12 protein-coding genes are annotated in these 14531 nt (G+C 72.7%); 3 read left to right on the plus strand and 9 right to left on the minus strand.

Going from position 1 to position 14531, the window contains the following annotated elements; genetic code table 11:
* Positions 1 to 113 precede the first annotated feature (113 nt).
* The 8 genes from ACZ3I3_RS31205 to ACZ3I3_RS31240 all read right to left on the minus strand — a co-directional run bounded on the left by ACZ3I3_RS31205 (position 114) and on the right by ACZ3I3_RS31240 (position 6755).
* A complete protein-coding gene (locus ACZ3I3_RS31205) occupies positions 114 to 611 on the minus strand; it encodes a hypothetical protein (RefSeq protein WP_467370538.1) in 498 nt (165 codons plus the stop codon).
* 69 nt (positions 612 to 680) lie between these two features.
* Complete coding sequence (locus ACZ3I3_RS31210) at positions 681 to 1280, minus strand: CGNR zinc finger domain-containing protein (protein WP_467370540.1); 600 nt, start codon at positions 1278 to 1280, stop codon at positions 681 to 683.
* A gap of 40 nt (positions 1281 to 1320) precedes the next feature.
* Positions 1321 to 2223, minus strand: a complete 903-nt coding sequence (locus ACZ3I3_RS31215) for a universal stress protein (protein ID WP_467370542.1) — start codon at positions 2221 to 2223, stop codon at positions 1321 to 1323.
* A gap of 122 nt (positions 2224 to 2345) precedes the next feature.
* Complete coding sequence (locus ACZ3I3_RS31220) at positions 2346 to 2588, minus strand: DUF397 domain-containing protein (protein ID WP_010033039.1); 243 nt, start codon at positions 2586 to 2588, stop codon at positions 2346 to 2348.
* Between the two features lie 82 nt (positions 2589 to 2670).
* Positions 2671 to 3837: a thiolase domain-containing protein gene (locus ACZ3I3_RS31225; protein WP_467370544.1), complete on the minus strand. Its 1167-nt coding sequence runs from the start codon at positions 3835 to 3837 to the stop codon at positions 2671 to 2673.
* Complete coding sequence (locus ACZ3I3_RS31230) at positions 3834 to 4898, minus strand: thiolase domain-containing protein (RefSeq protein WP_467370546.1); 1065 nt, start codon at positions 4896 to 4898, stop codon at positions 3834 to 3836. Before ACZ3I3_RS31230 ends, ACZ3I3_RS31225 begins: the two co-directional genes overlap by 4 nt.
* Positions 4895 to 5836: a Zn-ribbon domain-containing OB-fold protein gene (locus ACZ3I3_RS31235; RefSeq protein ID WP_467370548.1), complete on the minus strand. Its 942-nt coding sequence runs from the start codon at positions 5834 to 5836 to the stop codon at positions 4895 to 4897. The genes ACZ3I3_RS31230 and ACZ3I3_RS31235 overlap by 4 nt, the downstream gene beginning before the upstream one ends.
* Before the next feature lie 118 nt (positions 5837 to 5954).
* Positions 5955 to 6755 carry a crotonase/enoyl-CoA hydratase family protein gene (locus tag ACZ3I3_RS31240; RefSeq protein WP_467370550.1) on the minus strand — a complete coding sequence of 267 codons (801 nt, stop codon included), beginning with the start codon at positions 6753 to 6755 and terminating at the stop codon, positions 5955 to 5957.
* Positions 6756 to 6931: 176 nt separating this feature from the next.
* Here ACZ3I3_RS31240 and ACZ3I3_RS31245 point away from each other — a divergent pair, with 176 nt between their 5' ends.
* The gene (locus tag ACZ3I3_RS31245) at positions 6932 to 8551 is read left to right on the plus strand and encodes an acyl-CoA synthetase (protein ID WP_467370551.1); all 1620 of its coding nucleotides are present in this window, start codon (positions 6932 to 6934) and stop codon (positions 8549 to 8551) included.
* Between the two features lie 55 nt (positions 8552 to 8606).
* On the opposite strand, the gene ACZ3I3_RS31250 is transcribed toward ACZ3I3_RS31245, so the two are convergent.
* Positions 8607 to 8930, minus strand: a complete 324-nt coding sequence (locus tag ACZ3I3_RS31250; protein ID WP_467370553.1) for a hypothetical protein — start codon at positions 8928 to 8930, stop codon at positions 8607 to 8609.
* 251 nt (positions 8931 to 9181) lie between these two features.
* On the opposite strand from ACZ3I3_RS31250, the gene ACZ3I3_RS31255 reads away from it, so the two are divergent.
* Together ACZ3I3_RS31255 and ACZ3I3_RS31260 are read left to right on the plus strand one after the other, a co-directional pair.
* Positions 9182 to 9721: an effector-associated constant component EACC1 gene (locus tag ACZ3I3_RS31255; RefSeq protein ID WP_467370554.1), complete on the plus strand. Its 540-nt coding sequence runs from the start codon at positions 9182 to 9184 to the stop codon at positions 9719 to 9721.
* On the plus strand, positions 9718 to 14490 hold the full coding sequence (locus ACZ3I3_RS31260) for a caspase, EACC1-associated type (RefSeq protein WP_467370556.1): 4773 nt from the start codon (positions 9718 to 9720) through the stop codon (positions 14488 to 14490). The genes ACZ3I3_RS31255 and ACZ3I3_RS31260 overlap by 4 nt, the downstream gene beginning before the upstream one ends.
* Positions 14491 to 14531 lie beyond the last annotated feature (41 nt).

Below are 14531 nucleotides of genomic sequence, written 5' to 3' on the forward strand. Positions count from 1 at the left end.
GGGCCGGGGGGGCGGGGCGCGGGGGGGGCGCCACGGGCGGCGGGGCACGACGGGGCGGTGGGGGGCCGGCCCCGCCACACCGCGGCCCTTTCGTGTGCGGGCTGCCGCCGGGTTCAGCCCTGCTGGAAGAGCTCAGCGGGCAGCGGTTTGAGGAGGGCGTACAGGTCGTCCGTGATGGGGCGGTCCCAGGCGGCGATGGTCACCAGGACGTTGTCGCTGCGGTCGAACTGCACGCAGGAGATGCGGCCCTCGGAGAGCTTGACTCGGCGCACGATCAGGAGGTTGTCGCCCTGCATCACCGGCACGTCCTCGGTGCTGACGACGGTGATCTCCTCGTCGTTCTCCAGCGCCAGCAGCAGCTGGGCCACCTCGAAGGGGACCTGGCCCTCGGGGACGTCCCGGGCCGGTGAGCCTTCCGGCAGATTGCCGATGATCATCGCGGGGCCACGGCCGCCGAAGAGGTCGTAACGCAGGAAGACGCCCTGGCAGGTGCCGTCGGGTGCGGGCAGCAGTCCCGCACCGAGGTTGCCGGGCCAGTCGCCCGGGTCCATGGCCAGTACGTCGAAGTCGGGCCCGGCGGGCGTGGCGCTGCGGCGGCGGAGGAACGACATGCCGCCATGGTACGTGGCCCGGCCTGCGAAGTGCCGCCCGGGCGACGACCCGATCGGGCTCAGGTGGTCTCAGACCGTCGTCCGGTGGCGTTGGTGGTGGCGGGCCACGCGGGCGCGGTTGCCGCAGGAGGGTTTGCACCACTCCTGGCGCGGGTGGTCCTTGAGGAAGTACCGCACGCAGCGGGGTGCGTGGCAGGCCCGCAGCCGGTCGCGGTCGGGGCTCGCGAGGAACGCGATCACGGCGTGCGCGAGGGCGGCGGTCAGGTCGTCGCCGCCGTGTACGGGCTGGTGACGGACGTCGGGTGCGGTTCCCTCGGGCCAGTCCAGGACGGGCACGGTGGGGGTGCGGGCGGCGGCTTCGTTGAGGCGCCGTACGGCTTCGGGTACGGGCAGGAGGCGGGCCGCGTCGGCGGGGCTCGGTTCGCCGGGGCGCACGGCGCGGGCGAAGAGGGCGCGGACGGCGGCCCGCAGGTCCCGGACGGCGGTGAGCTGGGCGGCGTCGGCGGTGAGACGGCCGGCGTCCGGCAGGACCTCGGGGTGTGCCCGGACCCAGGCGGTCAGGCCTGCCGGGTCGGTCAGGTCGTCGGCGACACCGCCGTCGCCGTCGTGCCGGACGGTGAGGGCCAGGTCCAGGGCGAGCCGGGCGTCCCTGCTGATCGGTTCCCGCATGGGCCTAATGATAGGCCTGCCGCTATCCATTACCTCGGGGTCAGTCCTCCGGCGGGGCCGGCGGGACCACCGCGACGGGGCTCGCGGCGTGCAGCAGGACGGCGTGGGTGACGGAGCCCATCATGCGGGCGGGTGCCAGCAGGTGCCGCCGGTGGCGGCCGACGACGACGAGGTCGGCGCCCGGGGACGCCGCCACGAGGTGTCCGGCGGCGTCGCCCGCCGCCGGAACCGTCTCGGCCCGGACGTCGGGGTGCCGTTCGCGGTACGGGGCGAGGAAGCCCTCGGCGAGGACCCGGGTCTCGTCCTCGATGACGTCCTGGTCGACGATCGGCGGGGGCATGTCGCCGGGCGTCATCCAGGGCTGCGCGGGCCACGGGTAGGCGGCGACCGCCTGGAGCCGGGCGCCGCGCAGGGCGGCCTCGGCGAAGGCGAACTCGAGTGTGGCCTCGTCGGGGCCGTCCACCTTCAGGCCCACGACCACGCGCGGGCCGGGACCGGACGGCGCCTCGCCGGGGACGTCGCGTCCGGGCCGGGGCACCACCACGACGGGGCACTCGGCGTCGCGGGCGGCGGCCACGCCGACGGAGCCGAGCAGCAGGCTGGCGAAGCCGCCGCGGCCCCGGGAGCCGAGGACCAGCAGCTGGGCGGAGGAGCTCTGTTCGGTCAGGACGGCGCTGGGCGCGCCCTCCAGGCCGAGGTACTCCGTGTCCGGCAGGCCGTCGACGCCCTCCAGGTCGGCGCGGACCCGGTCGAGCACCGGGTCTTCCTGCGGGTCCGGCGGCCCGGCCGCGAGTACTTCGGGCTGCGCCCAGTGGGCGTACTGGCGTACGTGCACCATACGCAGGGGTGCCGACCGGCGGCGGGCGGCGTCGAGGGCCCACTCCAGGGCGCGCAGGCTGCCGTCCGAACCGTCGACCGCCGCGATGACCGGCAGGGTGCTCATGGGTTCCTCGCCTTCCGGGATACGACCGTGCCTCCGGGGTCAGCCTGGCTCAGGCGCGGGCCCCGGGAGGACGTCTCAGGTCGCGTGTCCGGAAATGCGGGCGGAACACCCCCGGATCGGCGTCAGGTGAGGTCGAACTCCCCTTCCCGCGCTCCCGACACGAACGCGCCCCACTCGGCGGGCGTGAAGATCAGGGAGGGGCTCTCCGGGCGGGCGCTGTTCCGCATGGCGATGAAGCCCTCGACGAAGGCGATCTGGACATCCCCCCGCCCCCGGCTGCTGGACTGCCACTGTGCGTTGGTGAGGTCCAGCTCCGGCTTGTCCCAGCCCGTGAGCGGGCGCTGCTGGGTGGTGGTCTCGGCCACGTCCGTGCTCCTCCCGGTTCGTCGTCCGCGGCCAGCCTAGCGATCGTGCCCCATGGCCGACAGGGCACGTGAGCGGGACCTTTCAGGAGTCCGGGGGCTCGGCTCCCACCAGCCACATGGAGAAGAACTGCGAACCGCCGCCGTAGGCGTGCCCGAGGACCCTGCGGGCGCCGTCCACCTGGTGTTCCCCGGCCTGTCCGCGCACCTGGAGTGCGGCCTCGGCGAAGCGGATCATGCCGGAGGCGCCGATGGGGTTGGTGGACAGCACACCGCCCGACATGTTCACGGGCAGGTCCCCGTCCAGTTCGGTCACGCCCGCCTCGGTGAGTTTCCACCCTTCGCCCTCGCCGGCGAAGCCGAGGTTCTCCAGCCACATCGGCTCGTACCAGGAGAACGGGACGTAGATCTCGGCGCCGTCGATCTCGCGGCGGGGGTCGGTGATCCCGGCCTGCCGGTAGACGTCGGCCGCGCAGTCCTGGCCGGCCTGCGGGGAGACGAAGTCCTTGCCGGCGAAGAGGGTCGGTTCGCTGCGCATCGCGCCGCCGAGCATCCAGGCGGGCGGGCGCGGTGCCCGGGCGGCTCCGGCGCGGTCGGTGAGGATCATGGCGCAGGCGCCGTCGGAGGAGGGGCAGGTCTCCGAGTAGCGGATCGGGTCCCAGAGCATGGGCGAGGCCATGACCTTGTCGAGGGTGATGTCGTGCTCGTGCAGGTGGGCGTAGGGGTTCTTCAGCGCGTTGCGCCGGTCTTTGTAGGCGACCAGGGCGCCGATGGTCTCGGGGGCGCCGCTGCGCCGCATGTAGGCGCGGATGTGCGGGGCGAAGAACCCGCCGGCTCCGGCCAGCAGGGGCTGCTGGAAGGGGATGGGCAGGGACAGGCCCCACATGGCGTTCGACTCGGACTGTTTTTCGAAGGCGAGGGTGAGGACGGTGCCGTGGACGCGGGCCGCGATGAGGTTGGCGGCGACGAGCGCGGTGGATCCGCCGACCGAGCCCGCGGTGTGCACGCGGAGCATGGGTTTGCCGACGGCGCCGAGGGCGTCGGCGAGGTAGAGCTCGGGCATCATGACGCCCTCGAAGAAGTCGGGCGCCTTGCCGATCACGACGGCGTCGATGTCGGCCCACGTCCGCTCGGCGTCGTCCAGGGCGCGGCGGGCCGCCTCCCGGACGAGTCCCGCGATGGACACGTCCCGGCGTGCCGCGACGTGCTTGGTCTGGCCGACACCGACGACGGCCACGGGCTCCTTGCTCATCGGGGTTCCCCTTCGAGGACGGCGACCAGGTTCTGCTGGAGGCAGGGGCCGGAGGTGGCGTGGGCGAGGGCGCGGTCGGACGCGCCGCGGTGGATGCGCGCGGCGGCTTCTCCGATGCGGATGAGACCGGCGGCCATGATCGGGTTGGCGGCGAGGGCACCGCCGGAGGGGTTGACGACGACGCCGTCGCCGAGGCGGAGCGCCTTGCGCAGGACGATCTCCTGGGCGGTGAAGGGCGCGTGCAGCTCGGCGGTGTCGACGGGCCGTTCGAAGGCGCCGGCCCGCTCGGCGGCCAGGCGGGTGGAGGGTGAGTCGGTCAGGTCGCGCACGCCGAGGCCGTGGGCCTCGATGCGGTGGTCGATGCCTCGGATCCAGGCGGGGCGTTCGCACAGGTCGCGGGCCCGGTCGCCGGCCGCGAGGATCACGGCCGCGGCCCCGTCGCCGATGGGCGGGCAGTCGCCGGTGCGCAGCGGCCGCACGAGGTGGTCGCCCTGCGGGACCGGCCCCGTGAGCTGTGCGTGCGGGTTGGCGGTCGCCGCTTCCCGGTTGCGGGCGGCGACGGCCGCGAGCGCCGGTTCGTCGGTGTCGCCGGCGTCGATGAGGGCCTGCGCCTGGAGGGCGGCGAGCGCGACGGAGTCGGGCCACAGGGGTGCGACGTAGTACGGGTCGAGCTGGCGGGTGAGGACGTCGCGGACCGAGCCGGGCGAGGCCTTGCCGTACGCGTAGACCAGGGCGGTGTCGGCGTCGCCGGTGAGGAGTTTGGTCCAGGCCTCGTACAGGGCCCAGGCGCCGTCCATCTCGACGTGCGACTCGGAGATGGGCGGCCAGGCGCCGACCCCGTCGAGGGCGAGGGTGAAGGAGAAGGCGCGGCCGGCGAGGTAGTCGCTGGAGCCGGAGCAGGTGAAGTCGATGTCGGCGGTCTTCATGCCGGTCCGGTCGAGGACCTCGTGCAGCACCGGCATGAGCATCTCCACCTCGGAGAACTCGTCGCTGGTGCGCCGGTGGACGGTTTGGGCGAAGGCGACGACCGCGATCTCGCGGTCCCGCGGTGCGCTCGTCACAGCAGCTCCTTGTAGGTGTCGTAGTCCGCGTCCGGTTCGCCCGTGGGCCGGTAGTGGTCGGGATAACGGCCGCCCTCGGTCCACACGGGCTCGACGCGCAGCCCCATGCGGACCTCGTCGTACGGGATGCCGCCGATCCGGCCGTGCAGGGCGAGGTCCGCGCCGTCGAGGGCGATGTGGGCGTAGACGTAGGGCACCTCTATGTCGAGGTTCTTCGCCTTGATATTGACGATGCAGAACGTGGTCACTGTGCCGCGCGGCCCCACCTCGACCTGTTCGGATGTGGCCACCCCACATGTGGGGCACGCACCCCTCGGCGGGACGTAGACCTTCCGGCAGGACGGGCAGCGTTCGCCGACGGTCCGCCGGCCGCCGAGGGCGTTGATGTAGGCGGTCTGGGCGCGCCCGGGCGAGTAGGTGTAGTCGAGGCGGGCGGCGGCGACGATCCCGGTGACCGGGTCCTCGAACTGTCCCGTGGTACCCGTCAGTCGGGGTGGGTCGCCGTCGTACGGCTCGAAACAGGCGATGTCCGTGATGGCTCCGGTGCGTTCCGCCGCCCAGCGGATGCGGACGCGCATGCCGGTGTGCACAGCGTCGGGGCCCCGGGCGTCGAGGGCGTGCAGCAGGGCGGTGTCGGCGCCGTCGAGGCGGACCAGCGCCCAGGCGAAGGGGGTAGTGAGGGGCTGGCCGCGGCGAGGATCGTGGTTCCAGGCCCAGGTGGTGACCGTGCCGGTGGGGGCGACCTCGACGAGGTCGCGGATCTCCTCGGCGGTGACGGGGTCGTACTCGACGGGCGGGACGAGGATACGGCCGTCGCGGGTCTTCACCCCGAGGATCACACGTTCCCGCAGACCGGTCAGGAAGGCAGCCTGGACGGGCCCGAGGGAGCGGGTGAAGGGAAATTCGACGACGAGCGGCGCCTTGAGAACTGCGGACATTGAGGGCCTGCCTCCTTCGAATCGGCGTGCACGGGCGCGCCCCCAGAGGGGCGCGGGGAACTGCGCGCTCAGCCACCGACGACCCGCAGTTCTGAACCGGCCGAAGCCGGCGCGGCGCCTACGCGCGCTTGTAGACGGGCGGTCGTTTCTCCGCGAAGGCGCGGGCGCCCTCCTTGGCGTCGGCGGTGTCGAAGACGGGCCAGCCCCGGGTGAGTTCGGCTGCGAGACCGTCGGACTCGGTCATCTCGGCGGTCTCGTAGACGGAGGCCTTGACGGCCTCGACGGCCAGCGGGCCGCAGGAGTTGATCCGTTCGGCGATCTCCAGCGCCTTCGCGAGCGCGGTGCCGTCCGGGACGACGTGGCCGATCAGGCCGATGGCGGCGGCCTCGCGGGCGCTGTAGGGGCGGCCGGTGAGGAGCATCTCCAGGGCGTGGGTGCGCGGGATCTGGCGTGGCAGCCGGACCGTGGAGCCGCCGATGGGGAACAGGCCGCGCTTGACCTCGAACAGGCCGAAGGTCGCGGACTCTCCGGCGACGCGGATGTCGGTGCCCTGGAGCATCTCGGTGCCGCCCGCGACGCAGTAGCCCTCGACGGCGGCGATCACCGGCTTGCGCGGGCGGTGGTGGCGCAGCATCGCCTTCCAGTGCAGGTCGGGGTCGGCCTTGAGCCGGTCGCGGTACTCCTCGCCGGCCATGCCGTCGCCGGCGAGGGCCTTGAGGTCCATGCCCGAGCAGAACGAGCCGCCCGCGCCGGTGAACACGATCGAGCGGACCGAGTCGTCCGCGTCGGCTTCCAGCCAGCCGTCGTAGAGGCCGACGAGCATCGGCAGCGAGAGCGCGTTCCTGGCTTCGGGCCTGTTGAGCGTGAGCACCAGTGTGGCGCCTTCGCGCTGCACGGTGAGGTGTTCCGTCCCACCCATGGACAACTCCCCTCTCATGGAACGAGAACAGGTTGCAGTAGGGAGGGAGGCACTTCAAGGGTTTTCTGACAGACAGTCAGATTTCTTCGCGCGAGCCCTTCACAGTTGGACCGCCCTTTGCTCTGATGACCGGCGAACCGTCCGATGCCAGGCACGTCCCGGGGTCAGGAGGAGCGGTGGAGTACAACCTTGCCGACCTGTTCGAGTCGGTCGTCGACGTGGTCCCCGACCGTGAGGCGCTGGTGTACGTCGACCATCCGGGCACGGGCGCGGAACGCCGTCTGACGTACGCGGAGCTGGACGCGGCGGCCAATCGCGTCGGCCACCATCTGCTCGACAGCGGGATACGCCCCGGCGAGCACCTCGGGCTCCACCTCTACAACGGCGTGGAGTACCTCCAGACGGTGCTGGGCTGCCTGAAAGCACGGATCGTCCCGGTCAACGTCAACTACCGGTACGTCGAAGAGGAGTTGGTGTACCTCTACCGGGACGCTGATCTGGTGGCGCTGGTCTTCGACGCGGAGTTCACGGACCGGGTGGCGGCCGCGCGGCCCCGGGCGGAGAGACTGCGGCATCTGGTCCGGGTGGGTGCGCCGGCGCCCGGGGCCGCCGCGGTGCCCTGTGTGGACTTCTCCCGTGCGGAGGCCGCGGGATCACCCGAGCGCGGCTTCCCGGCCCGCTCGGGCGACGACCAGTTCATCATCTACACCGGCGGTACGACCGGGATGCCCAAGGGTGTGATGTGGCGGCAGGAGGATCTGTTCTTCGCGGGGCTCGGCGGGGGCGCGCCGACCGGTGAACCGGTGAAGAAACCGGAGGAGCTGGCCGAACGGGTCGCGGCCGGCGGCTCGGGGATCACCTTCTTCCCCACGGCGCCGCTGATGCACGGCACCTCCACCCTCACGGCGTTCATCGGCTTCAACTTCGGGCAACGGGTGGTGATCCACCGCAAGTTCGTGCCCGAGGAGGTGCTGCGGACCGTGGAGAAGGAGAAGGTCAGCAGTATCTCGCTGGTCGGGGACGCGATGCTGCGGCCGCTCATCGACGCGCTGAGCGGTCCGCTGCGGGACATCGACCGCTCGTCGCTGTTCAGCGTGTCGTCGTCCGGCGCGATCATGTCGGACACGGTGCGCCGGCAGTTCCGGGAGCTGGTGCCGAACGCCATGCTGCTGAACAACTTCGGCTCGTCGGAGTCCGGTTTCAACGGGACGGCGACCGAGGACTCGGGGCCCGAGCGGGGCTTCCGGGTCCGGGTCCACGCGCGCACGCAGGTGGTGGACCCGGCCACGTACGAACCCGTGCCGCCCGGTGAGGTGGGCCGGGTCGCCCAGTGCGGACACGTACCGCTCGGCTACTACAACGACCCGGCCAAGACCGCCGCCACCTTCTTCGAGAAGGACGGCCGGCGGTGGGTCCTGCTCGGCGACATGGCCACCGTCGACGAGGAGGGCGTGGTCACCGTCCTGGGCCGCGGCTCGCAGTGCATCAACACCGGCGGCGAGAAGGTGTACCCGGAGGAGGTCGAGCAGGCCCTCAAGTCCCACCCTGACGTCTACGACGCGCTGGTGGCCGGGGTGCCGGACCCCCAGTGGGGCCACCATGTGGCGGCGGTGGTGCAGTTACGGGAAGGCGCGCGGCGCCCGTCGCTGCAGGACATCCAGAGCCACTGCCGGGACCGGCTGGCCGGATACAAGATCCCGCGGCAACTGGTGATAGCGCCGGCCATCCAGCGGTCGCCGAGCGGCAAGGCGGACTACCGGTGGGCGCGGGAGGTGGCGGTGGCCGCGGACGGCTGATGCCATGGCGCAGACGGAGGGCTCGTTGCGCGACAGGACGCTGACGTGAGCCGGCCTACTTGAGATCCGTGCTCGGCTGACGGCGCCAGTCCCATCCGGGACAACGGTCCATCAGCGCGAGGAACTCGCGGGCCTGCAGGATCTCGTGATGGTTGGTGTCGACAAGACCGTCGAGACCAGGGAGGAGCTCGCTGAGAAGGGCCCGGGCCGCGTCCATGGACTGGCACGACACATAAGCCGCGTACGGTTCGCCGATCCGGGTCGTCACCTCGTCAAGCTCGTCGCGCTCGTAGTCCGCCAGGATCCCGCCCGAGAGGTCGATGCAGTACGAGTACCCGTGCCGGTGCAGCCTGTCGTCGCCCGTCGCAGGATCCGGCACGAGCTCGAAAGCACGGATTCGCCTCTCGAGCAACGGACGCCGCTCCGCGGGGACAAGGATGATCACAGAGGGCCAGGACACGTGTCTACCTCCCCCGTGACCGTAGCCGAATCGGTCCCCCGGCGGCTCCGGACACAGTTGATCGTGGCGGCTTCACCAACTCCCGGATGACGTCTCCTCAGCTGTTCACTCACGAAACCCGTGCCGCGCCTATCATCCTGTGACACGTTGGCACTTGCTCCGGGTGGGGAATGGCTGTGGAGATCCACGTCACCGTAGAGACGACAGGCACCGCAGACGTGCACGACCTGCGGCGGTGGCTCACCGCACAACCCCGCCTGCGGGGCCGCGTGACGCGGGCGGACGCCTCCGCGCCGCCGCGCCCGGGCACCATGGGGCTCGCCGCGGACGCCCTGCTCGCGCTGCTGGCCCCGGGCGGTGTGGCGAGCGTGCTGGCGGGCGCCGTCATCGCCTGGGTGCAGAGCCGGAAGGGCGACCAGTCGGTGACCCTGACCCGGCCCGACGGCACGCAGATCAGCGTGACGTCCACCCAGGTGCGCTCGATGGACCCCGCACAGGTGGAGGCGCTCGTCAGCCAACTCGCCGCCCAACTGGATCCGGCGCAGGATGCCGCCGCCGGCGATCCCGGGCGACAGCAGCCGGATGCCGGTGTCGGCGGGAACGGGGACGGGCACGGGACACCCGACCCGGCGCACCGGTCGGCCGCCACGCCGACCGGCCCCGCCCGCCCCACGGGCACGGGTCCGGACGGCGGGGCACCCGCCCTGTGACGGCCCCGGGACGGGTGCATCCGGACCCGGCCGGATCCGGGCTCTCCCTCGCCGGTGCCCGCGCCGTGCTCACCGGCACCGGGCGCCACCGCAGCGGCTCGCGCCTGGCCGACCTGCCCGGAGTCGACACCACCCTCGACGACCTGGCCCGACTGCTCCACGAACTGTGCGGGATGCCGCCGGAGCATGTCCTGCGGGTGCCGTCCGACGCCGGCCCGGAGGCCGTCGTCGAGGCGGTCACCCAGGCCTGCGAAGAGGCCGACGGCGTGGTGCTCTTCTGCCACGTCGGGCACGGGCTGCTGGGGCCGGGCAACAAGCTGTACCTCGCGACCCATTGGTCCATGGACGCCCAGCGGGTCGCCTCGGCAGTCCCGTACGAGACCGTCAAGGGCCTGCTGGAGGAGGCACCGTCCGGCAGTGTCGTCGTCCTGGACTGCTGCTTCTCCGGCATCTCCCAGGTGCCGCACGGCTCGGGCGCCGTCGGCCCCTACGCCCAGGTCCGCCCGTCCGGCAGCTTCCTCCTCGCCTCGGCGTCGTCCTACGCCCCGTCCTTCGCTCCGGAGGGGCAACGGCACACGCTCTTCGGCGGCAAGCTCATCAGCCTGCTCAGTGACGGCGACCCGGCCGGGCCGCCGATGCTCACCCTGGAGCGGCTCCACCGCGGCATCGAGGAGAAGTCGGACGACACCACTCGCCCCCACGTCTCCAGCGAGGGCACCCTCGGCGGACTCGTCATCGCGCCCAACCGTGCCTACCGGTTCCCCGGTCCGCCAGCCGCCGACCCGCCGGCTCCGCTGCCGTGCCCCTACTTCGGCATGAGGCCGCTCGGGCCGAAGGAGAGCACCTGGTTCTTCGGCCGGGACCGTGAACTGAACCAACTGACCGAAGCCGTGGAGGCGCCGGACGCGGAGCGCCGGCCCGTCATCGTCATAGGAGCCTCCGGCTCGGGCAAGTCATCCCTCCTCGGGGCCGGTCTGCTGGCCCGGCTGGACCATCACCACGCGACGGGACGGACGCGCACCTGGCCCGTCCTACGGATGCTGTCGCCCGGCAGGGCCCCGCTGCGGTCGTTGGCGAGCCAATGGGCCGAGGCGACCGGACTGCCGCCGGACACGGTGCTGGCGGAGCTGGCCGCCGGGCGCTTCCCCGCCCCGCCGGCGGACGCGCGGGGCGACCAGGAGCAGACCCGTCGCCCCGCGGCCGCCGTCCCCCGAGTGCTGGTGATCGACCAGTTCGAAGAGGTTTTCACCACCGCGGCGAAAACCGAGCGGGCGGAGTTCCTCCGTCTGGTGTCCGGCAGCGCCGACGGTGATCGGTCCGGGCCGGACGACGCCAGGCCCCGGATCGTGCTCGCCGTCCGAGCCGACTTCTACGGCGAATGCCTCGCCGACCCCGGACTGCGCGCCGCCCTCTCCTCCAACCCTCCGGTGCACTGTGCCCCTCTGGACGGCCGAGCGCTCAGGGACGCCATCGAGGGTCCTGCCGAGCGGAGCGGGCTGGATCTGGAGCCCGGACTGGTCGACCGCATCCTGTCGGACCTGCGGCGGCCGGACGGGGACACACCCGTCGAGGAGCGGCCGGCCGCGGCACTGCCGCTGCTGGCGCATGCTCTGCAGCGGACCTGGGTGAACCGTTCGGGCGCCAGGATGACTCTGGCCGGCTACCAGGCCACGGGCGGCATCTGGAACGCGGTCACGGAGTCGTGCAAGACCCTGCACGACGGCCTCACCCCCGCCGAGCGCCGATCGCTGCGGACGCTGCTGCTCAGCCTCGTGCACCTCACTCCCACCGGCGAACCCGTCGCCCGACGCGTCACCTTCGAGGACGTGCTGGCGGCACACGGCCCCGACGAGCGGGAACGTCTGCGCGTCGTCTGCGAGTTACTCCGGGAGAAGAGTCTCATCACGCTGGACCGGGACGGCTTGCGCATCGCCCACGAAGCCCTGCTGTACGCCTGGACCGACCTGCGCACCTGGATCCTGGGCGCCCGCGCCCGCCTGCTCGCCCGGCAGCAACTGACCGAGGCCGCCCACGCCTGGGACGCCGGCCACCGCCACCGGGACTATCTGTACACCGGCAACCGCCTGTCCGCGGTCCGCGCCTGGGCAGGAGCGGGCAACGGGCCGGACACCGCGAAGCGTCCGCCCGCTCCGCGGACGCCGCCCGAAGTCCCCTCGAACACGCCCGCGTCGGGGGCCGTCACCACGGACGAGGAGGACACCGGCGGCGACGCACCCCCTGTACTCACCGCCCTCGAACGGGAGTTCCTGCACAGCAGCCTGCGGGCCGACGGCCGGCGCAAGCTCACCCGCGCCCTGCTGACCGGCGGCGTCCTCGCTCTCGCCCTCCTCCTCACCGTCGTCGGGACGCTCGCCTACACCGAGCGCGCCAAGTCCCGGGAACAGGCCGCCGTCCTGGCCTCCGAGCGGATCGCGGCCCAGGCCGACGTGCTCCGCGCCCAGGACCCGGCGGCCGCGCTCGACCTGAGCCTGACGGCGTACCGGACCTCGCCCACCGAGGAGGCGAAAGCGAGTCTGGTGCGCTCCGCCCTGACTCCCGTCCACACCCGGCTCGCCGGACACACCAAGGGCGTCTACTCCGTCGCCTACCGTCCGGACGGAGCGGTGCTGGCCACCTCCGGCCGGGACGGCACGGTGCGGCTGTGGCACACCGGCGATCCGTACCGTCCTCGTCGGGGCCCGGTGATCCGCGTCGGCGCGAACTCGTCCGTGTTCTGGGCGCCCGACGGCCGCAACCTGTACGTCCAGACCGTCAAGGAGCTCCAGGTCTACGACCTTCGGCAGGTCGACCGCCCCCGTCGCACGGCCCGCGCGACCACCGAGGGCCTCGACCGGTCGTACCGGCCCGCTCTCAGCGCGGACGGCACGACACTGGCCGTTCCGCTGGCCCGGGGCCGCATGGTGCTGTGGGACCTGCGGAATCCGGCCGCCCCGGTTCCGCGCACGGTGCGGATGGCGGACGCCTCCCGCGACATGCTGGCGGTCACGTGGCGGCCCGACGGGAAGCTGCTCGCCGTCACGGCCGCGGCCACCAGGCCCGGCGGACGGGACCGCGTCCAGCTCTGGGACACCGCCGATCGCGCCGAGCCACGGCTGCGCACGACCCTGCGGAGGTCGGCCATCGCGATGGCCTTCAGCGCCGACGGCCGGTCGCTGACCACCGCCCTGCCCAGCCGCGGCGTCGTGACGCTCGACGTGTCCGACCTGGGCCGGGTGAAGCCATCTGACGGGCTCAGTGGCTACGGCAACTCCGCTGACGGCCTCTACTGGCAGATCGCCCGTTCCCCGGACGGCCGCCACCTCGTCGCGGCCGGCTCCACGGACGGCAACGCATGGATCTACCAGAACAGCGACGGCGCCACGGAACCGGACAGCTTCTACAAGGGCGAGGTGCTGCCCGGCAGTGTGCCGCTGGTCACCGTGGCCTACCGGCCGGACGGGCGGGGCGTGGTCACCGGTGACGAGAAGGGCGGTGTCCATGTGTGGAGTCCGCCTCCGCACAGTGTGGACGGGGCCTATGTCAGCTCGGATCGTTTCGGCCCCGGTGACGCGTTCGCGCCGGACCATCACCTGCTCGCCGCCGACGGCGACGATCTGAAGACCACCACCATCTGGCGGCTGACGGGGACGACGCCCCGCAAGGTGGCCACGGTGCCCGCGCCGTGGCGGTCCGTCGCCTTCCTGCCGGGCGGGGCGCTCTTCCTGGCCCGGGACCCGGACGGCCGGCGGACCGGCCTGTGGGACCTGTCCGGCGGCCGGCCCGAACTCCGGCACGTCTTCACCGGAACGCACGGTCCCACCGCCATCTCCGCCGACGGCGACCGCCTGGCCCTTCAGACCGGTGAGGACGGCCCTCTGGTCATCTGGGACGTCAGCCGCCCCGACCGGCCGCGCCGCACCGGATCGGTGCCGGTGGACACCGAGGGCTCCCTCACCCCGGTGTTCACGGCGCCGGACGTCCTCGCGGTCCTGTCCGGTAAAGGCACGCAGTTGTGGAACCTCGACCGGCCGGGGAGCCCCCGCCGGGGCCAGAAAGTGCCGGGCTCCGCCGTGGCCGCCGTGCCGCAGGAGGGCAGGCAGCAGGCCTTGTTGCTGGTGAAGCCGGCCAAGGGGCCGAAGGCCGACGAACGTCTGACGGTCTACCGGCTGTCCCCTTCGGCGACGGCCCGCAGGCTCAGGGACGACGTGACCGTCGACCGTCAGCGGTCCACGCTCACCTTCACCGTCCTGGACCACCGCTTCATGGTGACGCTGCCCGCCAAGATCGGGCAGCCCCGCGTGTGGGACCTCGACGAGCCCGCGTCCAGCGACCGCGGGGACCCGCCGGTCGGCCTGCCCGGCTCGCACTTCCTCATGGAGGGCGTCACGGCCGGAGACACGCGGCAGGGCGGGGTGGTCGCCGCCTGGCAGGAGCAGACCGGAGCTCGTGATCTGGCCGTCTGGTCCTTCACGGCCGACGCGTCGTCGGACGCCCCGCGCACCGGCCGCTTCGAGCTGATCTACGACGTCCCCGCCGTGACGGAGGGAATCGGCGGCTTCTCCGTCCGGCAGGTCAGCCCGAACGGAGACGCGCTCGCCCTCTCCACCGGCCCCGGCCTCACCGCCGGGCTCGGCGGCCAACTGGTCCTGCTGCCCACGGATCCCGGCCGGCTGGCGGGACTGCTCTGCACGGTGCGGCCCGGCACCGTCCCACGCGGCGTCTGGACGAAGGCCTTCCCCGACCTCGAGTACCACGACCCGTGCGGCTGAGCGGGCAGCCGCACGGGGACGGCCCGGCGCGCAGTCCCGCC

The sequence above is a fragment of the Streptomyces sp. NPDC016851 genome (genome assembly GCF_055562795.1).